This window comes from Kitasatospora sp. NPDC001225 (assembly GCF_053597855.1).
Window position 1 is genome coordinate 16,141 of the sequence record NZ_JBSFJC010000051.1, and the last position, 26,684, is coordinate 42,824.

General features: G+C 74.6%; 2 protein-coding genes (1 of these 2 running past the window's edge). Both read left to right on the top strand.

Features of this window, described 5'->3' with window-relative positions; translation table 11 throughout:
* The first annotated feature begins 18 nt into the window (after positions 1-18).
* Entirely contained in the window at positions 19-9,426 is a 9,408-nt protein-coding gene (locus ACWDCZ_RS19375; protein WP_449816487.1) for a type I polyketide synthase, read from the top strand.
* A protein-coding gene (locus ACWDCZ_RS19380; protein WP_449816490.1) for a type I polyketide synthase crosses the window boundary here: on the top strand, positions 9,426-26,684 show its 5' portion. Its footprint extends 1,047 nt past the window's final position; the window shows 17,259 of its 18,306 coding nt (coding positions 1-17,259); its start codon is at positions 9,426-9,428; the stop codon falls past the right edge of the window. Before ACWDCZ_RS19375 ends, ACWDCZ_RS19380 begins: the two co-directional genes overlap by 1 nt.

Consider the following 26,684-nt stretch of genomic DNA (forward strand, 5'->3'; position numbering starts at 1 on the left):
CACCCCGAGGTGGAACGCGTGAGCGAGGACAAGCTCCGGTACTTCCTGAAGCGCGTCACGGCCGAGCTGCACGAGAGCCGCGAGCGCGTCCGCGAGTTGGAGACCGTGACCGGCGAGCCCATCGCCGTCGTCGGCATGGGCTGCCGCTACCCGGGCGGCGTGCGCACGCCGGACGAGCTCTGGAACCTGGTCGCCACCGGCACCGACGCGGTCGGCGACTTCCCCGCCGACCGCGGCTGGGACCCGGGCGAGGCGGCCGCCCACGGCTACGAGACCCGCGGCGGCTTCCTCCCCGACGCGGCCGAGTTCGACCCCGGCTTCTTCGGCATCAGCCCGCGCGAGGCCCTCGCGATGGACCCCCAGCAGCGCCTCGTGATGGAGGTCGCCTGGGAGACCCTGGAGCACGCCGGACTCGACCCGCGCGCCCTGCGCGGCTCGCACACCGGCGTGTTCGTCGGCGCCAGCGCGTCCGGCTACGACTGGTACGCGCGCGAACACGGCCACGACGAGGGCCACCTGGTCACCGGCAGCGCGATCAGCGTGCTCTCCGGCCGGGTCTCCTACACCCTGGGCCTGAACGGGCCCGCCGTGACCGTCGACACGGCCTGCTCCTCCTCGCTGGCCGCCGTCCACCTGGCGGCCCGCTCGCTGCGCACGGGCGAATGCTCGCTCGCCCTCGCCGGCGGCGTGATGGTGATGTCCACCCCGGTGATGTTCGCCGACTTCGCCCGCCAGCAGGGCCTCGCCTCCGACGGACGCTGCAAGCCGTTCTCGGAGGACGCCGACGGCACCGGCTGGGGCGAGGGCGCCGGACTCGTCCTGCTGGAGCGCCTGTCGGACGCCCGCCGCAACGGCCACCGCGTCCTGGCGGTCATCCGCGGCAGCGCGATGAACCAGGACGGCGCGTCGAACGGCCTGACGGCGCCCAGCGCGCCCGCGCAGCGCCGGGTCATCCGGGCCGCCCTCGCCGACGCCCGCCTGACGGCCTCCGAGGTCGACGCGGTCGAGGCGCACGGGACGGGCACGGAGCTGGGCGACCCGATCGAGGCCGGCGCCCTGCTGGCCACCTACGGACAGGGCCGCGACGAGGACCGGCCGCTGTGGCTCGGCTCGCTCAAGTCCAACATCGGCCACGCCCAGCAGGCCGCCGGCGTCGGCGGCGTGATGAAGATGGTGCTCGCCCTGCGGCACGGCACCCTGCCCAGGACCCTGCACGCCGGGGAGCCGACCTCGCACGTCGACTGGGCCTCGGGGAACGTCCGGCTGCTCCAGGAACCGGTGGAGTGGCCGGCGGGCGAGCGGGTGCGCCGGGCGGGTGTGTCGGCGTTCGGCGCGAGCGGGACGAACGTCCACGTGATCCTGGAGGAGGCGCCCGCGCCGACGGCCGGGGAGCCGGCGGTGAACGAGGAGCCGACGCCGGACGAGGAGCGCCCGGCGCCCGTCCTGCCGACGGCGGCGTCGGCCTGGGTGGTGTCGGGCCGCAACGCGACCGCGCTGGCCGGTCAGGCGGGCCGGCTGCGCGAGCACGTGGTGGCACGGCCGGAGCTGCCGGTGGGCGACGTCGCGTGGTCGCTGGCCACGACGCGGTCGGCCTTCGAGCGGCGTGCGGTGGTGCTGGGCGGCGAGCGGAGTGAGCTCGCGGCGGGTCTCGCGGCGGTGGCCACGGGACAGCCCGCGGCGGGTGTGGTGACCGGGTCGGTGGCCTCCGGCGGCGCCGGGCGGACGGTCTTCGTCTTCCCGGGGCAGGGGAGCCAGTGGGTCGGGATGGGGCGTGAGCTGGCCGCTTCGTCGCCGGTGTTCGCGGCGCGGCTGGCGGAGTGTGCTGCGGCTCTGGCGCCTTATGTGGACTGGCAGTTGGACGATGTGCTGGCGGGCCTTCACGGTTTCGAGGCCGCCGATGTGGTGCAGCCGGCGCTGTGGGCCGTGATGGTCTCGCTGGCTGCGGTGTGGGAGGCGGCGGGTGTCGCACCGGACGCTGTGGTGGGTCACTCGCAGGGTGAGATTGCCGCTGCGGCCGTCGCGGGGATCCTGTCCCTCGATGACGCCGCCAAGGTGGTGGCTCTGCGGAGCAAGACCCTGAAGGTGCTGGCTGGTCGTGGCGGGATGCTGTCGATCGCCGAGCCGGTGGACGGCGTCCGGGCGCGGATCGCCCCGTACGGCACCCGCCTTTCCATCGCGGCCGTGAACGGCCCGTCGGCGACGGTGGTTTCCGGTGACGCCGACGCGCTGCGCGAACTCGCCGACTCCTGCGGGGAGTTCCCGCGTGCCCGGATGATCCCGGTCGACTACGCCTCGCACAGCGCGCACGTGGACGAGCTGCGCGAGGAGATCCTCGCCGTGCTCCAGGGCATCGCCCCCCGCGAGGTGCAGGTCCCGATGATCTCCGCGCTGACCGGCGAGTGGCTCTCGGGCCCGGAGCTGGACCCGGCGTACTGGTACGCCTCCCTGCGCGAGACGGTCGAGTTCGACCGTGCCGTACGCATCCTCGGCGAGGCCGGACACGGCGTGTTCCTGGAGGTCTCCCCGCACCCGGTGCTGACCCCGGCGATCGCCGACAGCCTGGAGGACCGCTCCCCGACCGTGGTGGGCACCCTGCGCCGCGACGAGGGCGGCGCCGAGCGCCTGCTGACCTCGCTCGCCGAGGCGTACACGGGCGGCGCGGCCGTCGACTGGGCGGCGGTGCTCGGCGGCGGGCCGGCGGTCGAGCTGCCGACCTACGCCTTCCAGCGCCAGCGGTACTGGCCGGCGGCCCCGGCCCGGCCGGCGGGCGCGGCGGGCGTCGACGACTGGCGCTACCGGATCCGCTGGCAGCCCGCGGACGCGGACCCGGCCGCCGTACCGGCCCTGTCCGGCACCTGGCTGCTCGTCGGCGAGGGGGACGTGGCCGACGCGTGCGCCCGCACCCTGGCCGACCACGGCGCGCAGGTCGTCCGGACCGGCGTCGAGACCCTCGACCAGGCCGTCACCGGCCCCGTGTCCGGCGTGGTGTCCCTGCTGGCGCTGGAGGAGGGCCACGACCCGGCGTACCCGTGGATCCCGCGCGGCACCGCCGCGACGGTCGACCTCGTCCAGGCGCTGCGCCGGACCGGCGTCGACGCCCCGCTGTGGCTGCTGACCCGGGGCGCGGTGCAGACCGGACCGGAGGAGGTGACGACCGCTCCCGTGCAGACCCAGCTGTGGGGCATGGGCCGTGTCATCGGTATGGAACTCCCGGACAGCTGGGGTGGGTTGGTCGACCTCCCGCCGGAGTTCGACGCGCGGACCGGCGCCCGGCTGGTCGCGGTCCTCGCGGACCGCACGGAGGACCAGGTCGCCCTGCGCCCCTCCGGCACGCTCGCCCGCCGCCTGGTGCGGGCCGAGCCGCGGCCGGCCGGCCGCGCCCCCTGGCGGGCGCGCGGCACCGTGCTGCTGACCGGCGGCACCGGCTCGATCGGGGCCTGCGTCGCGCGCTGGCTCGCCGAGCGGGGCACCCCGCGCGTCGTGCTGACGAGCCGTTCCGGCCCGTCCGCGGAGGGGGCGGTGGAACTCGCGGCCGCGATGGCGACCGCCGGGACGGCCGTCGACATCGTCAGCTGCGACACCGGCGTCCGCCGGGACGTCACCGACCTCGTCGCCCGGATCGAGGCCACCGGACCGGGCCTGTCCACGGTCCTGCACTCGGCCAACACCGGCTACCTGGCCCGGGTCGAGGACACCACCAGGGAGGGCCTGGCGGCGGCGCTCAGCGCCAAGGCCGCCGGGGCCACCTACCTGGACGAGGCGACGGCCGCGCTGGACGTGGACGAGTTCGTGCTGTTCTCGTCGATCTCGGCGACCTGGGGGAGTAACGACCACGGCCCGTACGCGGCGGGGAACGCCTTCCTCGACGGCCTGGCCGAGGACCGCCGGGCCCGGGGCCTGCCGGGCACCTCGATCGCCTGGGGCGTCTGGGACTCCCGGGACTGGGACGCGGTCGACGACCTGATGGACCACAGCCCCGGCCGGGTGACGCCCCGACGGCTCCGCCGGCAGGGGATGAACTTCCTCGAGACCGAACGGGCGCTGACGGCGCTGGACCAGACCCTCGCGGACGACGAGACCTTCATCGCGCTCGCCGACGTGACGTGGGAGAAGTTCGCGCCGGTGTTCCGCGCGGCGCGCCCGCGCCCGCTGCTGGACGCCATCCCCGAGGCCCGGGAGCAGGAGGACCGGGGCCCGGACGCCGCCGGGTCGGACCGGCCGGCCGAGGCCACCGGCGAACTGTTCCGCGCCCTCGTCGGCCTGACCGCCGCCGAGCGCCGCCGCGCGGTGGTCGAGCTGGTCCGCGCGCACGCCGCCGCCGTCCTCGGCCACGGCTCCGCGGCCGAGGTCCCGACCACGCGCGCCTTCCGGGAGCTCGGCTTCGACTCGCTGACCGCCGTCGAACTGCGCAACCGGCTGGGCGGCGCCGCGGGCGTCCGGCTGCCCGCCACGGTCGTGTTCGACCACCCCAACCCGGCCGCCCTGGCCGAGGAGATCCTCTCCCGGCTCTTCGGGGCCGAGGCGGCGGCCGGCGCCGGGCCGGTGCCCGCCGTGGTCGCGGCCCCCGCCGAACCGGTCGCGATCGTCGGCATGGCCTGCCGCTACCCCGGCGGGATCCGGACCCCCGAGGAGCTCTGGGCCCTCCTGGCCGAGCACGGGGACGCGATCGGCGGCTTCCCGACCGACCGCGGCTGGAACACCGAGGGCCTCTTCGACCCCGACCCGGACGCCGAGGGCAAGACCTACGTCGCCGAGGGCGGCTTCCTGACCGGGGCCGCCGAGTTCGACGCCGCCTTCTTCGGGATCAGCCCGCGCGAGGCCCTGTCGATGGACCCCCAGCAGCGGCTGCTGCTGGAGACCTCCTGGGAGGCCGTCGAGCGCGCGGGCATCGACCCGAAGTCGCTGCACGGCTCCGCGACCGGCGTGTTCGTCGGCGCGGCCCGGTCGACCTACCTCGGCGTGGTGGAGGAGACCGCCGGGTCCGAAGGACACCGCATGACCGGCACGGCGATGAGCGTGCTGTCCGGCCGGATCGCCTACGCGCTGGGCCTGGTGGGCCCGGCGATGACGGTGGACACCGCCTGCTCCTCCTCGCTGGTCGCGCTGCACCAGGCCGTGCAGTCGCTGCGGTCGGGCGAGTGCTCGGTCGCCCTGGCGGGCGGCGTGACGGTGATGGCCGACCCGGGCGAGTTCGTCGGCTTCTCGCGGCTGCGGGCCCTGTCGCCGAACGGCCGCTGCCAGGCCTTCGGCGAGGGCGCCGACGGCATGGGCATGGGCGAGGGCGTCGGCATCGTGGTGCTCGAACGCCTCTCCGACGCCCGCCGCAACGGGCACCGGGTGCTCGGCGTGGTGCGCGGCAGCGCCATCAACCAGGACGGCGCCTCCAACGGCCTCACCGCCCCCAACGGCCCCTCGCAGCAGCGCGTCATCCGCGCGGCGCTGGCCAACGCCCGGATCTCGGCGGCGGACGTGGACGCGGTCGAGGCGCACGGGACGGGTACGGAGCTGGGTGACCCGATCGAGGCGGGTGCGCTGCTGGCGACGTACGGCCAGGAGCGGTTCGAGGACCGGCCGTTGTGGCTGGGCTCGGTGAAGTCCAACATCGGGCACGCCCAGCAGGCCGCCGGTGTGGCCGGTGTGATCAAGATGGTGCTGGCCCTGCAAGCCGGTGTGCTGCCGAAGACGCTGCACGCCGATGAGCCGTCCTCGCACGTCGATTGGGAGACGGGCAACGTCCGTCTGCTCCAGGACGCGGTGCAGTGGCCGGCGGGCGAGCGGCCGCGCCGAGCGGGTGTGTCGGCGTTCGGGATCAGCGGCACCAACGCGCACGTGATCATCGAAGAGGCCCCGGTCGAGGCGGAGACCGTCCCCGAGGACGCCGCCGAGGACCTCGCGCCGGTCCTGACGCGACCCCTCCCGGCGTGGGTGCTGTCCGGCCGTGACGGGCAGACGCTCGCCGGTCAGGCGGGCCGGCTGCGCGAGCACGTCGCGGAGCGGCCGGAGCTGCCGGTCGGTGACGTCGCGTGGTCGCTGGCCACGACGCGGTCGGCCTTCGAGCAGCGCGCGGTGGTGCTGGGAGCGGACCGGGACGAACTGGAGGCGGGGCTTTCGGCCGTCGCCACCGGACAGCCCGCGCCCGGCGTGGTCACCGGCGAGGTCGCCCCGGACGGGGTGGGGCGGACAGTGTTCGTCTTCCCCGGCCAGGGCAGCCAGTGGGTCGGTATGGGCCGCGAGCTGGCGGAGGCCTCGCCGGTGTTCGCGGCGCGGCTGGCCGAGTGTGCCGAGGCTCTCGCGCCGTACGTGGACTGGCAGTTGGACGATGTGCTGGCGGGTCTTCACGGCTTCGAGGCCGCTGATGTCGTGCAGCCGGCGCTGTGGGCCGTGATGGTCTCGCTCGCCGCTGTGTGGGAGGCGGCCGGTGTCGCTCCCGATGCCGTGGTCGGTCACTCGCAGGGCGAGATCGCGGCGGCTGCCGTCGCGGGGATTCTCTCCCTGGACGACGCTGCCAAGGTCGTGGCTCTGCGGAGCAAGACTCTGAAGGCGCTGGCGGGTCGTGGCGGGATGCTGTCGATCGCGGAGCCGGTGGCGGGTGTCCGCGCCCGGATCGCCCCGTACGGTTCCCGTCTGTCGGTCGCGGCCGTGAACGGTCCTTCGGCGACGGTCGTCTCCGGTGACGCTGACGCGCTGCGCGAACTCGCCGACTCCTGCGGGGAGTTCCCGCGCACCCGGATGATCCCGGTGGACTACGCCTCGCACAGCGCGCACGTGGACGAGCTGCGCGAGGAGATCCTCGCCGTCCTCCAGGGCATCACGCCGACCGAGGCCCGCATCCCCATGGTCTCCGCCATGACCGGCGCGTGGCTGTCCGGCCCGGAGCTGGACCCGGCCTACTGGTACGCGTCCCTCCGCGAGACCGTCGAGTTCGACCGCGCCGTGCGGATCCTCGCCGACGCGGGCCACGGGGCGTACGTCGAGGTGTCCCCGCACCCGGTGCTCACCCCGGCGATCAGCGACGCCTTCGCGGACCGGACCCCGGCCGTGGTCGGCACCCTGCGCCGCGAGGACGGCGGCGCCGGGCGTCTCCTGGCCTCGCTCGCCGAGGCGTACGTCCGGGGCCTGCCCGTCGCCTGGACCGCGCTCCTGGGCGGCGGCACGGTTGTGGACCTGCCCACCTACGCCTTCCGGCGGGACCGGTTCTGGCCGGAGCCCACCGAGGCCCCGACCGTACCGGTCACCGCGGGCACGCCCGCCGAGGCGGGCTTCTGGAACGCCGTCGAGCGCGGTGACGCCGCTGCTCTCGCCGACCTGCTCGGTGTCGACCCGGCCGACCCGGCCCTCGGCGCGCTCACCGGCTGGCGCCACCGCGAACGCGCCGAGTCGGCCGTCGCCGGCTGGCGCTACCGCATCGCCTGGTCGGCCCTGCCCGAGCACGGCACCGCGCTGACCGGCACCTGGCTGCTCGTCGGCTCCGCGCCGGACGTCGCCGACGCCCTGACGGCCGCCGGCGCCCGCGTCCTCACGGTGCCCGGGGACGGTATCGACACCACCGACCGCGAGGCGCTCGCCGCCGCGCTGCCCACCGGTGTCGCCGACCTCTCCGGCATCGTCTCCGCCCTCGCCCTCGACGAGGAGGCGGCCGCGCCGCTCGACGCCCACCCCGGCGTCCCGCGCGGCCTGGCCGCCACCCTGGCCCTGGCCCAGGCCGTCGCCGACCGGCGCGGGGACGGGGACGACACGCCCGCCGCCCCGCTGTGGGTGCTGACCCGGGGCGCGGCCGCCGCCACCGACGGCGAGCCGGCCGGCCCGCCCGTCCACGCCCAGATCTGGGCCCTCGGCCGGACGGCCGCCCTCGCCCACCCCGACCTGTGGGGCGGCCTGATCGACCTGCCGCAGCGTCCCGAGGACACCGGCCCCGCCCTGCGGCGCCTGGCCGCCGTCCTCACGGGTGGCGACGGCGAGGACCAGGTGGCGCTGCGCCCGTCCGGCGCGTACGGGCGACGGCTGGTGCGCGCCGCGCAGCCGCAGGCCCCGGCGAACGGCGCCGCGTGGACCCCGCGTGGCACCGTCCTGGTCACCGGTGGGACCGGCGCCATCGGCGAGCACGTCGCGCGCTGGCTCGCCGACCGCGGCACGCGGCGCGTCGTGCTGACCGGCCGTCGCGGCCCGGCCACCGAGGGCGTCGCCGCCCGCGCCGCCGAACTCGCCGCCCGCGGCACCGGCGTCGACGTCGTCGCCTGCGACGTCGCCGAGCGCGCCGAGGTCGCCGCCCTGCTGGCCCGGATCGACGCCACCGGCGGCCCGGCCCTGTCCACGGTGCTGCACACCGCGGGCGTCGGCCAGGGCGGCACCGTCGGCGAGACCACCGCGGCCGGGCTGGCCGAGGTGTGCGCCCCCAAGGCGGGCGGCGCCCGCTGGCTCGACGAGCTGACCGCCGACCGCGGCCTCGACGACTTCGTGCTGTTCTCCTCCGGCGCCGCCGTCTGGGGCGGCAGCGACCAGGCCGGCTACGCCGCCGCCAACGGCTACCTCGACGGCCTCGCCGCCGAACGCCGCGCCGCCGGCCGCCCCGCCACCACGCTCTCCTGGGGCCTGTGGGACGGCGGCGGCATGGGCGGCGGCAGCGTGACCACCCGGCTGACCCGCTACGGCGTCCGGGCCATGGCGCCCGAACTCGCCGTCCGCGCCCTCGGCCAGGCCCTGGACGGGGGAGAGGACGCCGTCACCGTCGCGGACATCGACTGGTCGGTGTTCGGCCCGACGTTCACCCTGCGCCGTCCCAGCCGCCTCCTCGCCGACCTGCCCGACGCCGGGACCCGACCGGAACCCGCGGACTCCGGCCCCGGCACCGGGAGCGGCGCACCGGACGGCACCGGCCTGGCCGACCGACTCGCCGGCCTGCCCCACGCGGAGCAGCTGCGCCGACTCGTGGAGATCGTCTGCGACCAGGCCGCCGCCGTCCTCGGCCACACCGCCGGAGCACTGCCCAAGGGCCGGCCGTTCCGCCACCTCGGCTTCGACTCCGTGATGGCCGTCGACCTGCGCAACCGGATCACCGACACCACCGGGCGGCGGCTGCCCGCCACCCTCGTCTTCGACCACCCGACCCCCGCCGAACTCGCCGAGTACCTGCACGGCGAACTCGGCCTGCGAGCCGCGCCCGCCGACGACACCCGGGCCGCCCCCGGCACCGACCCGGTGCTCGACGGGCTCGACCGCCTGGAGGCCGCGCTCGCGGCGGTGCCCGGCGGCAGCGGCGCCCGGCGCGACGTGACCCTGCGGCTGAGGAACGTGCTCTCCCGCTGGCTGGGCGACACCGAGCAACCACGGCAGGACGAGCAGGAGCAGCAGACGCTGGCCGGGCGACTGGACGACGCCGACGCCGGCGAGGTCCTGGACTTCATCAACAAGGAATTGGGGCTTTCGTGATGACCGGTGGTGCGCAGGCGGCGGGCGGCGACAAGCAGCTGCTCGACACTCTGAAGAAGCTCGCCGCCGACCTGTATCGGACCCGCGAGCGCGTCAAGGAACTGGAAGCCGGCGAGCGCGAGCCGATCGCCGTCGTCGGCCTCGGCTGCCGCTACGCCGGGGGCATCACCGGCCCCGACCGGTTCTGGGACCTGCTCTCCGCCGGGACGGACGCCATGGGCGGCTTCCCCACCGACCGCGGCTGGGCGGAGTGGGAGCGCGCCTACGGCAACCCGGACGCGCGCGCCGGCGAGGAGTACGCCCGGGTCGGCGGATTCCTCTACGACGTGGCCGACTTCGACCCCGGGTTCTTCGGGATCAGCCCGCGCGAGGCCCTGGCGATGGACCCGCAGCAGCGGATCCTGCTGGAGACCGCCTGGGAGGCGGTCGAGCGGGCCGGCATCGACCCGATGTCCCTGAAGGGCTCCGACACCGGCGTGTTCGTCGGCGCCAGCGGCACCGCGTACGGCTCGGGCGTGGGCGGCAACGGCAGCGGCGCCGAGGGCTACAAGATGACCGGCGGCCTGACCGCCGTCGTCTCCGGACGCATCTCCTACACGCTGGGCCTGACCGGCCCCGCCGTGACGATCGACACCGCCTGCTCCTCCTCGCTCGTGGCACTCCACCTCGCGGTGCGCTCGCTGCGCTCGGGCGAGTGCTCCCTCGCCCTGGCGGGCGGCGTCGAGGTGCTGGTCATGCCCGACGCGTACATCGAGTTCTCCCAGCAGGGCGGCATGGCCGCCGACGGCCGGTGCAAGTCCTTCGCCGCCGAGGCCGACGGCATCGGCTGGGGCGAGGGCGCCGGCATCATCGCGCTGGAGCGCCTCTCCGACGCCCGCCGCAACGGCCACCAGGTGCTCGGCGTGATCCGCGGCAGCGCCGTCAACCAGGACGGCGCCTCCAACGGCATCACCGCCCCCAACGGGCCCTCGCAGTACCGCGTCATCCACTCGGCGCTGGCCGACGCCGGCCTGACCGCGGCCGACGTGGACGTGGTCGAGGCACACGGGACGGGCACCACGCTGGGCGACCCGATCGAGGCGCAGGCGCTGCTCGCCACCTACGGGCAGGCCGAGGACCGCGCCGCCGACCGGCCGCTCTGGTTGGGCTCGGTGAAGTCCAACATCGGCCACTCCGGCTGCGCGAGCGGCGTCGCCGGTGTGATCAAGATGGTGCTGGCGCTGCAGCACGGCGTGCTGCCGAAGACCCTCTTCGTCGGGAACCCGTCGCCGCACGTGGACTGGGCCTCGGGCAACGTCCGGCTGCTGAGCGAAGCGGTGGCGTGGCCGGCGGGCGAGCAGCCGCGCCGCGCGGGCGTGTCCGCGTTCGGCGTCAGCGGCACCAACGCGCACCTGATCCTGGAGGAGGCGCCGGCGGGCTCGGGCCGTCCGGAGGTCGTGGCGGGCGCCGCGCCGCGCGTCCTGTCCGGCGAGGGGCTTCCCGCGTGGGTGGTGTCGGGGCAGAGCGCCGCGGCGCTGGCCGGTCAGGCGGGTCGGCTGCGTGAACACGTGGCGGAGCGGCCGGAGTTGTCGGTCGGCGACGTCGCGTGGTCGCTGGCCACGACGCGGTCGGCGCTGGAGCACCGGGCCGTCGTGCTCGGCGCGGACCGGGACGGACTCGCCGCGGGGCTGACGGCCGTCGCCGCCGGGCAGCCCGCGCCCGGCGTGGTCACGGGCTCGGTGGACGCCGCGGGTGTGGGGCGGACGGTGTTCGTCTTCCCGGGGCAGGGGAGTCAGTGGGTCGGGATGGGGCGTGAGCTGGCGGAGGTTTCGCCGGTGTTCGCGGCCCGGCTGGCGGAGTGTGCCGAGGCTCTGGCGCCTTATGTGGACTGGCAGTTGGACGATGTCCTGGCCGGGCGTCATGGTTTCGAGGCCGCTGATGTGGTGCAGCCGGCGCTGTGGGCGGTGATGGTCTCGCTGGCTGCGGTCTGGGAGGCGGCGGGTGTCGCTCCGGACGCCGTGGTCGGTCACTCGCAGGGCGAGATTGCCGCCGCCGCTGTGGCCGGGATTCTCTCCCTCGACGATGCCGCGAAGGTCGTGGCTCTGCGGAGCAAGACTCTGAAGGCCCTGGCCGGTCGCGGTGGGATGCTGTCGATCGCGGAGCCGGTGGCGGGTGTGCGGGCGCGGATCGCCCCGTACGGTTCCCGTCTGTCGGTCGCGGCCGTGAACGGCCCGTCGGCGACGGTGGTGTCCGGTGACGCGGACGCGCTGCGTGAACTGGCTGACTCCTGTGGGGATTCGCCGCGCGCTCGGATGATCCCGGTGGACTACGCGTCCCACAGCGCCCACGTGGACGAGCTGCGCGAGGAGATCCTCTCGGTCCTCCAGGGCATCACGCCGACCGAGGCCCGCATCCCCATGGTCTCCGCGCTGACCGGCGCGTGGCTGTCCGGTCCGGAGCTGGACCCGACCTACTGGTACGCCTCGCTCCGCGAGACCGTCGAGTTCGAGCGGGCGGTCCGCATCCTCGCCGAGTCCGGGCACGGGGCGTTCGTGGAGGTCTCCCCGCACGCGGTGCTGACCGGCGCGGTGGGCGACGTCGTCGAGGACGTCGAGGGCTCGGCCGTGGTCGGCACCCTGCGGCGCGAGGAGGGCGGCGCCGGGCGTCTTCTGGCCTCGCTCGCCGAGGCCTACGTGCGGGGCCTCCCCGTCGACTGGGCCGCGCTCCTGGGCGGCGGCACGGTCGTGGACCTGCCCACCTACGCCTTCCAGCGCCGGCGCTACTGGCTCGGCGCCGTGGCCTCCGTCCAGGCCGCCGGCCCGGACACCTCGGTGGACGACTGGCGCTACCGGATCGTCTGGCAGGCGGCCGACGCGAAGCGGGCCGCCACGCCGTCGGGCACCTGGCTGCTGGTCGGCGACGGTCCCGGCCGGGAGGCGGTCGCGAACGCGCTGACGGCCCGCGGTGCGAGCGTCGCCACCGTCGCGGGACCGGAGGACGTCGACGCCGCACTGGCCGAGGGCGTGGCCGGTGTGGTGTCGCTGCTGGCCCTGGACGAGACGCCGCTGGCGGAGCACCCGTCGGTTCCGGGCGGTCTGGCCGGGACGGTCGACCTGGTCCGGGTGCTGGTCGAGACCGGTGTCACGGCCCCGCTGTGGGTGCTGACCCGCGGTGCGGTGGCGGTCGGCGCCGACGAGGTGACGACCAGTCCGGTGCAGGCCCAGGTCTGGGGTCTGGGCCGGGCCGTGGGCCTGGAGCACGCGGACCGCTGGGGCGGCCTGGTCGACCTGCCGCCGGTGCTGGACGCCGAGGCCGCCGCTCGTCTGGTCGGTGTGTTCGCGGACGGCCGGGAGGACCAGGTCGCGGTGCGGCCGTCGGGTGTGTTCCTGCGCCGTCTGGTGCGGGCCGAGGCCCGTCGCGTCGAGTCGGCTGCCTGGTCTCCGCGCGGCACCGTCCTGCTGACCGGCGGCACCGGCTCGATCGGTGTCTGCATCGGCCCGTGGCTTGCCGAGCACGGCGCGCCGAGGGTCGTTCTGACCTCCCGCTCCGGCCCGTCGGCGCCCGGGGTGGCGGCACTGGCCGCCGCCGTGGCGAACGGCGGATCGGCCGTCGAGGTCGTCAGCTGCGACCTGGCGGACCGGGGCCAGGCGACCGGCCTGGTGGCCTGGATCGAGGCCTCCGGCCCCGGCCTGTCCACCGTCCTGCACTCCGCCAACGCGCCCTACCTGGCCCGGGTGGAGGACACCAGCCGCGAAGGCCTGGTCGCCGCGCTCGGCGCGAAGGCGGCCGGCGCCGTCCACCTGGACGAGGCCACGGCCGGCCTGGGCATCGACGAGTTCGTGCTCTTCTCGTCGATCTCGGCGACCTGGGGCAGCAACGACCACGGCGCCTACGCCGCCGGCAACGCCTTCCTCGACGCGCTGGCGGAGGACCGCCGGGCCCGCGGCCTGCCCGGCACCTCGATCGCGTGGGGCGTCTGGAACACCCGCGACTGGGACGCCGTCGACGCGGTGATGGACCAGGCACCCGGCCGGGTGACGCCCCAGCGCCTGCTGCGGCAGGGCATGAACTTCCTCGACACCCAGCGGGCGTTGACGGCGCTCGGCGAGGTCCTCGCCGACGACGAGACCTTCATCGCCCTCGCGGACGTCGAGTGGCAGAAGTTCGCGCCGGTCTTCACGGCCGCGCGCCCGCGCCCGCTGCTGGACACCATCCCCGAGGCCCGGGCCGAGACGGCCGCCACGACGGCCGCCGACGAGCGCGGCGAGTTCGCCTCGCGGCTGGCCGGCCTGTCGGCGGCCGAGCGGCGCCGGAGCGTCGTGGAGCTGGTGCGCTCGCACGCCGCCGCGGTCCTCGGCCACGACTCGGCGGACGAGATCGTCGCGACGCGGGCCTTCCGCGAGCTGGGCTTCGACTCGCTGACCGCCGTCGAGCTCCGCAACCGCCTGAACACCGCCTGCGGCCTGCGCCTGCCGTCCACCGTCGTCTTCGACCACCCGAGCGCGTCCGTACTGGCCGAGGAGATCCTGAGCGCGCTGTTCGGGGCGGAGGGCCCCGGCCAGGTGGTCGCGGTGGCCGCCGCGCCCTCGGAGCCGATCGCGATCGTCGGCATGGCCTGCCGCTACCCGGGCGGCGTGCGCTCGCCCGAGGAGCTGTGGGACCTGATCGCCGCCGGCGGGGACGCGATCAGCGGCTTCCCGGCCGACCGCGGCTGGGACGCCGAGGCGCTGTTCGACGCGGACGCCGACGCCGAGGGCTCGACCTACGTCGTGGAGGGCGGATTCCTCAGCGGCGCCGGGGAGTTCGACGCCGGGTTCTTCGGCATCAGCCCGCGCGAGGCCCTCGCCATGGACCCGCAGCAGCGCCTGCTGCTGGAGACCTCCTGGGAGGCCGTCGAGCGCGCGGGCATCGACCCGCAGACGCTGCACGGCTCGGCGACCGGCGTCTTCATCGGCGCGGCCCCGTCCGGCTACTTCGGCGCGGTCGGGGACGAGGCCGGCGTACAGGCCCACCTGATCACCGGGAACGCGCTGAGCGTGCTCTCCGGCCGGATCGCCTACGCGCTGGGCCTGGTGGGCCCGGCGATGACCGTGGACACCGCGTGCTCCTCCTCGCTGGTCGCGCTGCACCAGGCGACCCAGGCGCTGCGGTCGGGCGAGTGCACGGTGGCACTGGCCGGCGGTGTGACCGTGATGGCCGACCCCGGCGAGTTCGTCGGCTTCTCGCGGCTGCGCGCGCTCTCCTCCGACGGCCGCTGCAAGGCCTTCGGCGAGGGCGCGGACGGCATGGGCATCGGCGAAGGCGTCGGCATGCTGGTGCTGGAACGGCTGTCGGACGCCCGCCGCAACGGGCACCAGGTGCTCGGCGTGCTCCGCGGGAGCGCCGTCAACCAGGACGGCGCCTCCAACGGCCTGTCCGCGCCCAACGGCCCCTCGCAGCAGCGCGTGATCCTCTCCGCGCTGGCCAATGCCCAGCTGTCGGCGTCCGACGTCGACGCGGTCGAGGCGCACGGCACCGGCACCACGCTCGGCGACCCGATCGAGGCCGGCGCGCTGCTGGCCACCTACGGCCAGGGACGCGCCGGGGACCGGCCGCTGTGGCTGGGGTCGGTGAAGTCCAACATCGGGCACGCCCAGCAGGCTGCCGGTGTGGCCGGTGTGATCAAGATGGTGATGGCGCTGCGGCACGGCGTACTGCCGAAGACCCTGCACGCCGAGCAGCCGTCCTCGCACGTGGACTGGGACCTGGGCAACGTCCGGCTGCTCCAGGAGCAGGTGGAGTGGCCGGTGGGCGAGCGGCCGCGCCGGGCGGGCGTGTCGGCCTTCGGGATCAGCGGCACCAACGTCCACGTGATCGTGGAGGAGGCCCCGGCGGCCGTCGAGGCGGCGCCCGAGCCTGGGCCGGAGCTCCCGGCGCTTCCGGAGCTCCCGGAGCTTCCGGTGCTGACCGGCGGGACGTCGGTGTGGCGGGTCTCCGGTCGTAGTGCGGTGGCGCTGGCCGGTCAGGCCGGTCGACTGCGTGAACACGTGCTGGCGCGGCCGGAGTTGTCGGTCGGCGATGTGGCGTGGTCGCTCGCGACGACGCGATCGGTGTTCGAGCAGCGTGCGGTGGTGCTGGGCGGCGAGCGGAGTGAGCTCGCGGCGGGTCTCGCGGCGGTGGCCACGGGGCAGCCCGCGCCCGGTGTCGTGACCGGCGGACTCGCTCCCGGTGGGGTGGGGCGGACGGTGTTCGTCTTCCCCGGTCAGGGGAGCCAGTGGGTCGGGATGGGGCGTGAGCTGGCGGAGTCTTCGCCGGTGTTCGCGGCGCGGCTGGCGGAGTGTGCTGTGGCTCTGGCGCCTTATGTGGACTGGCAGTTGGACGATGTGCTGGCCGGGCTTCATGGGTTCGAGGCCGCCGATGTGGTGCAGCCGGCGTTGTGGGCGGTGATGGTCTCGCTGGCTGCGGTGTGGGAGGCGGCTGGTGTCGCTCCGGACGCTGTGGTCGGTCACTCGCAGGGTGAGATCGCGGCGGCTGCTGTCGCGGGGATTCTTTCGCTGGAGGATGCGGCGAAGGTTGTTGCTCTTCGCAGCCGGACCCTGAAGGCTCTGGCCGGTCGCGGTGGGATGCTGTCGATCGCGGAGCCGGTGGCGGGTGTCCGCGCGCGGATCGCCCCGTATGGTGCCCGGTTGTCGGTGGCGGCGGTGAACGGTCCGTCGGCGACGGTGGTTTCCGGTGACGCCGATGCGCTGCGCGAACTCGCCGAGGCGTGCGGGGATTCGCCGCGCGCCCGGATGATTCCGGTGGACTACGCCTCGCACAGCGCCCATGTGGACGAGCTGCGCGAGGAGATCCTCTCCGTCCTTGAGGGGATCCGGCCTCGTGAGGCGCAGGTCCCGATGATCTCCGCGCTGACCGGTGAGTGGCTGGCGGGCTCCGAGCTGGACCCGGCCTACTGGTACGCGTCGCTGCGGGAGACCGTCGAGTTCGAGCGGGCGGTTCGTCTGCTGGGTGAGTCCGGGCACGGTGTGTTCCTGGAGGTGTCGCCGCATCCGGTGCTGACGCCGGCGATCGGTGACGCCCTGGAGACGCTGTCCCCGGTCGTGGTGGGCACCTTGCGGCGCGACGAGGGCGGCGCGCAGCGCCTGCTGACGTCGTTCGCCGAGGCCTATGTCCAGGGCGCCACGGTGGACTGGGTGTCGGTCCTCGCCGGTGGTTCGACGGTGGATCTGCCGACGTACGCGTTCCAGCACCGTCACTACTGGCCCGAGGCGGTGGCCGAGGTTGCCGAGGGCTCCGTCATCGATGCCGAGTTCTGGGCGGCGGTCGAGGGCGGGGACGCCGACGGCCTGGCGGCGGCGTTGAACATCGACGGCGACCGGTTGGGCGAGGTGTTGCCGGCGCTGGCCGACTACCGGCGCCGGGGCCAGGCCGATGCGGCGGTCGCGGACTGGCGGTACCGGGTGTCGTGGGCGCCGGTGAGCGAGTCCGGCGGGGTGCTGACCGGGACGTGGCTGCTGGTGGGGGAGTCCCCGGATGCCGCTGCGGTCGCGGCGGCGCTGGAGTCCCACGGGGCAACCGTGGTCCGTACTGCGGTGGATACCGTGGGTGAGGCGGTGGCCGCGTGCTCCGACCTGAGCGGAGTGCTGTCGCTGCTGGCGCTGGACGAGTCGCCGCAGGAGGCGTTCCCGTGGGTGTCGCGTGGTGGTGCTGACACGCTCGCGCTGATCCGGACGCTCGATCGTGCCGGGGTTGTGGCCCCGCTGTGGGTGGTCACGCAGGGTGCGGTGGGTGCGGTCTCGGGTGATGTGGTGCGGCCGGTCCAGGCGCAGGTCTGGGGTCTGGGTGCCGTGGCGGGGCTGGAGTTGGCGGGCCGCTGGGGCGGGCTGATCGACCTTCCGGCTTCCGTGGACGCACGTACGGGTGCGCGGCTGGTGTCGGTTCTCGCGGGTGTCGAGGATCAGGTCGCGGTGCGTGCGGGCGGGGTGGTGGCGCGGCGGTTGGTGCGCGCCGGCCGTCCGGTTGTCCGTGAGGCGTGGTCGCCGCGTGGTTCCGTGCTGGTGACGGGTGGTACGAGTGGCGTGGGTGCGATCACCGCCCAGTGGGTGGCGGATCGTGGCGCTTCGCGGGTCGTGCTGACGTCCCGTTCGGGTCCGGGTGCCGCCGGTGTGGCGGAGTTGGCGGCCTCGATCGCGGCTCGTGGATCGGCAGTGGAGGTGGTGGCGTGTGACATCGCCGACCGCGCTTCTGTGGCGGAGGTCCTGGACCGTATCGATGCGGCGGGCCCGGTGTTGTCGTCGGTGGTCCACTCGGCGGGTGTCGGTGACCGTAGGCCGGTCGAGGAGATCGAGCCTTCGGACCTGTCCTGGCTGCTGTCGGCGAAGGTCGGCGGTGCTGTGGTGCTGGACGAGTTGACGGCCGGCCGGGACCTGGACGCGTTCGTGCTGTTCTCGTCGGGTGCGGGTGTGTGGGGCAGCGGTGGCCTGGGTGGTTACGCGGCGGCGAACGCGCACCTGGACGCGTTGGTGGAGGATCGTCGTTCCCGTGGTCTGGTGGCCTCCTCGGTCGCTTGGGGCCTGTGGGCGGGCGTCGGGATGGCCGCGAGCTCCGGTGGTGAGCGGTTGCGCGAGTTCGGTATGGAGGGCATCGACGGACGTCGGGGCATGCTGGCGCTGGGCCAGGTCCTGGACGCCGGTGAGGGCGCGATGGTGGTGGCCGGCTTCGACTGGCCGCAGTTCGTGCCGACCTACACCCTTCACCGGGCCAGCCGTCTGCTGACGGACCTCCCCGAGGTCCGTGCGGTCCTCGCCGCCGAGGCCGCCGCCGAGGCCGCCGTCGAGTCCACCGTCGAGGAAGTCGGCGAGTGGGCAAGCCGGTTGGCCGGGATGCCGGTCGCGGAGCAGCGCCAGGTCCTGACCGACCTGGTGCGCGGTCACGCGGCGGCCGTCCTCGGCCACGAGTCGGCGGACGACGTGCTGCCGCAACGGGCCTTCAAGGAGCTGGGCTTCGACTCCGTCGGAGCGGTCGAGCTGCGGAACCGCCTGTCGAAGGTGCTCGGTGTCCGGCTCGTCTCCACGATGGTCTTCGACCACCCGAACGCCGCCGCCGTCGCGGACTACGTACGCGGCGAACTCGTCGGCGCGGACGAGCAGACGGTCCAGCGGGACGGCGCGGTCCAGGTCGTGGCCGCGGCGATCGGCGAGCCGATCGCGATCGTCGGCATGGGATGCCGGTACCCGGGCGGGGCGGTCGGCCCCGAGCAGTTCTGGAGCATGGTGGCCTCCGGCACCGACACCATCGGCGGCTTCCCGACCGACCGTGGGTGGGACGCCTACGAGGAGGAGTTCGGCAAGGGCCAGGAGTACCGGCGACAGGGCGGATTCGTCCATGACGCGGCCGAGTTCGACGCCGGGTTCTTCGGGATCAGCCCGCGCGAGGCCCTGTCGATGGACCCGCAGCAGCGGCTGCTGCTGGAGACCTCCTGGGAGGCCATCGAGCACGGCGGGATCGACCCGAAGTCGCTGCACGGCTCCGCGACCGGCGTCTTCGTCGGCGCCAACTTCTCGGGGTACAGCTCGGTCCTGCCCGTCGAGGACACCAGCCTGGACGGCTACCGGCTGATCGGGAACGTGACCGCTGTCCACTCCGGCCGGATCTCGTACTGCCTGGGCCTGACCGGTCCTGCTCTGACGGTGGACACGGCCTGCTCGTCCTCGCTGGTGGCGATGCACCAGGCGGTGCAGGCGCTGCGGGCCGGCGAATGCTCGATGGCGCTGGCCGGCGGCGTGGCGGTGATGGTCTCCCCGGCCGCCTTCATGGAGTTCGCCCAGCAGGGCGGCATGGCCTCCAGCGGCCGGTCGAAGGCGTTCTCGGACGAGGCCGACGGCATCGGCTGGGGCGAGGGCGCGGGCATGGTGCTGCTGGAGCGTCTCTCGGACGCCCGGCGCAACGGCCACCAGGTGCTGGCGGTGATCCGTGGCAGTGCGGCGAACCAGGACGGTGCGTCGAACGGTCTGGCGGCGCCGAACGGTCCGTCGCAGCGGCGGGTGATCCGTGCGGCGCTGGCGAACGCGCAGCTGTCGGCGGCGGACGTGGACGTGGTCGAGGCGCACGGGACGGGCACGACGCTCGGTGACCCGATCGAGGCGCAGGCGTTGCTGGCCACCTACGGGCAGGCCGAGGACCGTGCCGCCGACCGGCCGCTCTGGCTGGGGTCGGTGAAGTCCAACATCGGGCACTCGCAGTGCGCCGCCGGTGTGGCGGGTGTGATCAAGATGGTGATGGCGCTGCGGCACGAGGTGCTGCCGAAGACGCTGCACGCGGACGAGCCGTCCTCGCACGTGGACTGGGAGACGGGCAACGTCCGTCTGCTCCAGGAGGCGGTGGAGTGGCCGGCGGGTGGGCGCCCGCGCCGGGCGGGTGTGTCGGCGTTCGGCGTGAGCGGCACCAACGTCCACCTGATCGTCGAGGAAGCACCGGTCGCGGCGGTCGAGGCCGAGCGCCCGGCGGAGCAGCCGGCGCCGGAGGTCCTCGGGACCGCGCCTTCGGTGTGGACGGTGTCGGGCCAGAGCGTCGCGGCGCTGGCCGGTCAGGCCGGTCGGCTGCGTGAACACGTCCTGGCGCGGCCGGAGTTGTCGGTCGGCGATGTGGCGTGGTCGCTGGCGACGGCGCGTGCGGCGCTGGAGCACCGGGCGGTCGTGCTCGGTGGCGAGCGGAGTGAGCTCGCGGCGGGTCTCGTGGCGGTGGCCACGGGGCAGCCGGCGTCCGGTGTGGTGACCGGTTCGGTGGCTCCTGGCGGGGTGGGGCGGACGGTGTTCGTCTTCCCCGGTCAGGGCAGCCAGTGGGTCGGCATGGGGTGCGAGTTGGCGGAGGCCTCGCCGGTCTTCGCCGCGAAGTTGGCGGAGTGCGCCGAGGCTCTCGCGCCTTACGTGGAATGGCAGTTGGACGATGTGCTGGCGGGCCGGCACGGCTTTGAGGCTGCTGATGTGGTGCAGCCGGCGCTGTGGGCCGTGATGGTCTCGCTCGCCGCCGTATGGGAGGCGGCCGGTGTCGCTCCTGACGCCGTGGTCGGCCACTCGCAGGGTGAGATCGCTGCTGCGGCCGTCGCGGGGATTCTCTCCTTGGACGACGCCGCCAAGGTCGTCGCTCTGCGGAGCAAGACCCTGAAGGCCCTTGCTGGTCGTGGTGGGATGCTGTCGATTGCCGAGCCGGTGGAGGGTGTTCGGGCGAGGATCGCTCCGTACGGCGCCCGCCTGTCGGTGGCGGCAGTGAACGGTCCGTCGGCGACGGTCGTCTCCGGTGACGCCGACGCGCTGCGTGAACTCGCGGACTCCTGTGGGGAGTCCCCGCGCGCCCGGATGATCCCGGTGGACTACGCGTCGCACAGCGCGCACGTGGACGAGCTGCGCGAGGAGATCCTCTCGGTTCTCCAGGGCATCACGCCGACCGACGCCCGGATCCCCATGGTGTCCGCGCTGACGGGCGCATGGTTGTCGGGCCCGGAGATGGACCCCGACTACTGGTACGCCTCGCTCCGCGAGACCGTCGAGTTCGAGCGGGCGGTCCGGATCCTGGGCGCCTCCGGGCACGGGGTGTTCGTGGAGGTGTCCCCGCACGCGGTGCTGACCGGCGCGGTGGGCGACGTGGTCGAGGACGTCGACGGCTCGGTGGTGGTCGGCACCCTGCGCCGCGAGGACGGCGGGGCCGAGCGCCTGCTGTCGTCCTTCGCCGAGGCCTACGTCCAGGGCGCTCCGGTGGACTGGGCGACGGTGCTCGGTGGTGGCGAGAGCGTCGGCCTGCCGACGTACGCCTTCCAGCGCCAGCGGTTCTGGCCGGAGCCGCGCACCCCGCAGCGGGCCAGGGCGTCGGTGGACGACTGGCGCTACCGGATCACCTGGCAGCCGGCGACCGGGAGCGGCCCGGCGGTCCTGTCCGGTACCTGGCTGCTGGTCGGGGACGCGGCGGACGCCGGTGTGGTGGCCGAGGCGCTGGCGAGTTGTGGCGCCGAGGTGGTGCGGACGACGTTGGCGGGCCTCGACGAGGCTGTCGCCGGTGCGGATGTCCAGGGCGTGGTGTCGCTGCTGGCGCTGGACGAGTCGCTGGACGCCGAGTTCGGGTGGGTCCCGCGCGGCAGCGCCGACACCCTCGACCTGGTCCAGGCGCTGGGCCGGGCCGGGGTCACCGCTCCGCTGTGGGTGCTGACCCGCGGTGCGGTGCAGGCCGCGGCCGGCGAGGTGACGACCAGCCCCACCCAGACGCAGGTCTGGGGTCTGGGCCGGGCCGTGGGCCTGGAGCACGCGGACCGCTGGGGCGGTCTGGTCGACCTGCCGCCGGTGGTGGACGCCGATGCCGCGGCCCGGCTGGTCGGCGTGTTCGCCGATGGCAGCGAGGACCAGGTCGCGGTGCGGCCGTCGGGTGTCCTCCTGCGCCGTCTGGTGCGGGCGGAGGCCCGTCGCGTCGAGTCGGCGGGCTGGTCGCCGCATGGCACCGTCCTGCTGACCGGTGGCACCGGCTCGATCGGCGTCTGCATCGGCCCCTGGCTTGCCGAGCACCGCGCGCCGAGGGTGGTTCTGACCTCCCGGTCCGGCCCGTCGGCGCACGGTGTGGCGGCGCTGGCCGCCGCCGTGGCGAACGGCGGTTCGGCCGTCGAGGTCGTCAGCTGCGACCTGACGGAGCGTACGCAGGTTGCGGCGATGGTGGCGTGGATCGAGAACACCGGTCCCGGCCTGTCGACCGTCCTGCACTCGGCGAACACCCCGTACCTCTCGCGGGTCGAGCACACGGATCACGAAGGCCTGGCGGCGGCACTGGGCGCGAAGGCGGCCGGCGCCACCTATCTGGACGAGGCCACGGCCGACCTGGGCATCGACGAGTTCGTGATGTTCTCGTCGATCTCGGCGACCTGGGGCAGCAACGACCACGCCGCGTACGCCGCCGGGAACTCCTTCCTGGACGGGCTCGCGGAGGACCGGCGCGGTCGGGGCCTGCCGGGGACCTCGATCGCGTGGGGTGTGTGGAACACCCGCGACTGGGACGCCGTGGACGCGGTGATGGACCAGGCGCCGGGCCGGGTGACCCCGCACCGGCTGCTGCGGCAGGGCATGAACTTCCTGGACACCCAGCGGGCGTTGACCGCGCTGGGTGAGGTCCTGGCCGACGACGAGACCTTCATCGCGGTCGCGGACGTCGAGTGGGAGAAGTTCGCGCCGGTGTTCACGGCCGCGCGTCCCCGTCCGCTGCTGGACACCATTCCGGAGGCGCAGGAGGACACCGCCCCCGGCCGTCCGGTCGACGACCAGCGCAGCGAGTTCGCCGCGCGCCTGGCGGGCCTGTCGGTCGCCGAGCGGCGCCGGACCGTCGTGGAGCTGGTGCGGACGCAGGCGGCCGCGGTGCTGGGCCACGAGTCGGCGGACGAGATCGTCGCCAGCAGGGCGTTCCGGGAGCTGGGCTTCGACTCGCTGACCGCCGTGGACCTGCGCAACCGCCTGAACGCGGCCGTGGGCGTCCGGCTGCCGTCCACGGTGATCTTCGACCACCCGAGCGCGTCCGCGCTGGCCGACGAGATCCTGGCCGCGCTGTTCGGGAGCGTCTCGGAGGAGACCGCCCCGGTGGTGGTGCAACCGGCCTCGACCGATTCGATCGCGATCGTCGGCATGGCCTGCCGTTACCCGGGCGGTGTCCGGACGCCCGAGGAGCTGTGGGACCTCCTGGTCGCGGGTGGGGACGCGATCAGCGGCTTCCCGGCGGACCGCGGCTGGGACGTCGAGGGCCTGTTCGACCCGGACCCGGACGCCGAGGGCTCGACCTATGTGATCGAGGGCGGATTCCTCGGCGGCGCCGGGGAGTTCGACGCGGGGTTCTTCGGGATCAGCCCGCGCGAGGCGATGGCGATGGACCCGCAGCAGCGGCTGCTGCTGGAGACCTCCTGGGAGGCCGTCGAGCGGGCCGGCATCGACCCGAAGTCGCTGCACGGCTCCGCGACCGGCGTGTTCATCGGTGCGGCCGCCTCCGGCTACATCGGGGTGCTGGGCGACGAAGCGGAGGCCCAGGCGCACCTGATCACCGGGAACGCGCTCAGCGTGCTGTCCGGCCGGGTGTCGTACACGCTGGGCCTGAACGGGCCCGCGGTGACCGTCGACACGGCGTGCTCCTCCTCGCTGGTGGCGATGCACCAGGCGGTGCAGGCGCTGCGGTCGGGCGAGTGCACGGTGGCGCTGGCCGGCGGTGTGACGGTGATGGCCGACCCGGGCGAGTTCGTGAGCTTCTCGCGGCTGCGCGCGCTGTCGGCCGACGGCCGCTGCAAGGCCTTCGGTGAGGGCGCGGACGGCATGGGCATGGGCGAGGGCGTCGGAATGCTGGTACTGGAGCGGCTGTCGGACGCCCGCCGCAACGGGCACCGGGTGCTCGGTGTGGTGCGCGGCAGCGCGATCAACCAGGACGGTGCGTCGAACGGTCTCACGGCGCCGAACGGCCCGGCCCAACGGCGGGTCATCCGGGCGGCGTTGGCGAGTGCGCAGCTGTCGGCGGCGGACGTGGACGTGGTCGAGGCGCACGGGACGGGTACGGAGCTGGGCGACCCGATCGAGGCGGGTGCGCTGCTGGCGACCTATGGCCAGGAGCGGTTCGAGGACCGGCCGTTGTGGCTGGGTTCGGTGAAGTCCAACATCGGGCACGCCCAGCAGGCCGCGGGCGTGGCCGGTGTGATCAAGATGGTGCTGGCGCTGCAAGCCGGTGTGCTGCCGAAGACGCTGCACGCGGATGAGCCGTCCTCGCACGTGGATTGGGAGACGGGCAACGTCCGGCTGCTGCAGGACGAGGTGGCGTGGCCGGCGGGCGAGCGGCCGCGCCGGGCGGGTGTGTCCGCCTTCGGGATCAGCGGCACCAACGCCCACGTGATCATCGAAGAGGCGCCGGCCGAGGCGGAGACGCCCGTCGACAGTGACGGCGGGAGCGTGGTGCCGGTGCTGTCGGGCGGTGTCCCGGCGTGGGTGCTGTCCGGACGGGACACCGAGGCGCTGGCCGGTCAGGCCGGTCGGCTGCGTGAACACGTGCTGGCGCGGCCGGAGTTGTCGGTCGGTGATGTGGCGTGGTCGCTGGCGACGACGCGTGCGGCGCTGGAGCACCGGGCCGTCGTGCTCGGCGGCGAGCGGGGCGAGTTCGCGGAGCGTCTGGCGGCGGTGGCCACGGGGCAGCCGGCGGCGGGCGTGGTGACCGGTTCGGTGGCTGCTGCCGGGGTGGGGCGGACGGTGTTCGTCTTCCCGGGGCAGGGGAGCCAGTGGGTCGGGATGGGGCGTGAGCTGGCGGAGTCTTCGCCGGTGTTCGCGGCGCGGCTGGTGGAGTGTGCTGCGGCTCTGGCGCCTTATGTGGACTGGCAGTTGGATGATGTGCTGGCCGGTCGTCATGGTTTCGAGGCCGCCGACGTGGTGCAGCCCGCGCTGTGGGCTGTGATGGTCTCGCTGGCCGCCGTCTGGGAGGCGGCCGGTGTCGCTCCCGATGCCGTGGTCGGTCACTCGCAGGGCGAGATCGCGGCGGCCGCCGTCGCGGGGATCCTGTCCCTCGATGACGCCGCCAAGGTGGTGGCTCTGCGGAGCAAGACCCTGAAGGCCCTTGCTGGTCGCGGTGGGATGCTGTCGATCGCGGAGCCGGTGGACGGCGTCCGCGCGCGGATCGCCCCGTACGGTTCCCGCCTGTCGGTGGCGGCCGTGAACGGTCCCTCGGCGACGGTGGTTTCCGGTGATGCGGACGCGCTGCGTGAACTGGCGGACTCCTGTGGGGATTCGCCGCGCGCGCGGATGATTCCGGTGGACTACGCGTCCCACAGCGCGCACGTGGACGAGCTGCGGGAGGAGATCCTCTCGGTTCTCCAGGGCATCGCTCCGAGTGAGGCCCGGATCCCCATGGTCTCCGCGCTGACGGGCGAGTGGCTGGCCGGCTCCGAGCTGGACCCGGCGTACTGGTACGCGTCGCTGCGGGAGACCGTCGAGTTCGAGCGGGCGGTTCGTCTGCTGGGTGAGTCCGGGCACGGCGTGTTCCTGGAGGTGTCGCCGCATCCGGTGCTGACGCCGGCGATCGGTGACGCCCTGGAGGCGCTGTCCCCGGTCGTCGCGGGCACGCTGCGACGGGAGGAAGGCGGCGCCCAGCGTCTGCTGACGTCGTTCGCCGAGGTGTACGCGCAGGGTCTCCCGGTCGACTGGGCCGCCGTACTCGGCCGCGGTTCGACGGTGGACCTGCCCACCTACGCCTTCCGCCACCGCCACTACTGGCCGGAGGCGGACCGCAAGCGCGCGGACGTCACGGTGGCCACCGGTGCGGAGGCGGGCTTCTGGACCGCCGTGGAGAGTGGTGATGTCACCGCGCTCGCCGATCTGCTCGGGGTGGACCCGGCGGATGCCGCGCTGGGTGCGCTGACCGACTGGCGGCGCCGTGAGCGGGCCGGCTCGGCGGTCGCGGACTGGCGGTACCGGGTGTCGTGGGCGCCGGTGGGCGAGTCCGGCGCGGTGCTGACCGGGACCTGGCTGCTGGTCGGGGACGGCACCGACGCGGCTGCGGTCGCGGAGGCGCTGGACCTTCCGGGTGCGCGGGTCGTCCGCTCGACTCCGGACGGTGTCGCCGCTGCGGTGGCCGCGCACTCCGACCTGCGGGGTGTGGTCTCGCTGCTGGCGCTGGACGAGTCTCCGGAGGAAGCGTTCCCGCTGGTTCCCGGCGGTCTGGCCGCGACGGTCGCGCTGGTTCAGGAGCTTGGCCAGCTCGGTGTGTCCGCTCCGCTGTGGGTGGTCACGCGGGGTGCGGTGGGTGCGGTCGCGGGTGATGTGGTGCGGCCGGTGCAGGCGCAGGTGTGGGGTCTGGGAGCCGTGGCGGCACTGGAGTTGGCGGGCCGCTGGGGCGGCCTGATCGACCTTCCGGCTGCCGTGGATGCGCGTACGGGTGCGCGGCTGGCGTCTGTCCTGGTCGGCGATGAGGACCAGGTGGCGGTGCGTGCGGGCGGGGTGGTGGCGCGGCGGTTGGTGCGTGCCGGCCGTCCGGTCGTCCGCGAGGCGTGGTCGCCACGTGGGTCGGTCCTGGTGACGGGCGGTACGAGCGGTGTCGGTGCGATCACCGCCCAGTGGGTGGCGGATCGTGGTGCCTCACGGGTCGTGCTGACGTCCCGTTCGGGTCCTGGTGCCGCCGGTGTGGCGGAGCTGGCGGCCTCGATCGCGGCTCGCGGTGCGGCAGTCGACGTGGTGGCGTGTGACATCGCCGACCGCGCTTCTGTGGCGGAGGTCCTGGACCGTATCGATGCGGCGGGCCCGGTGTTGTCGTCGGTG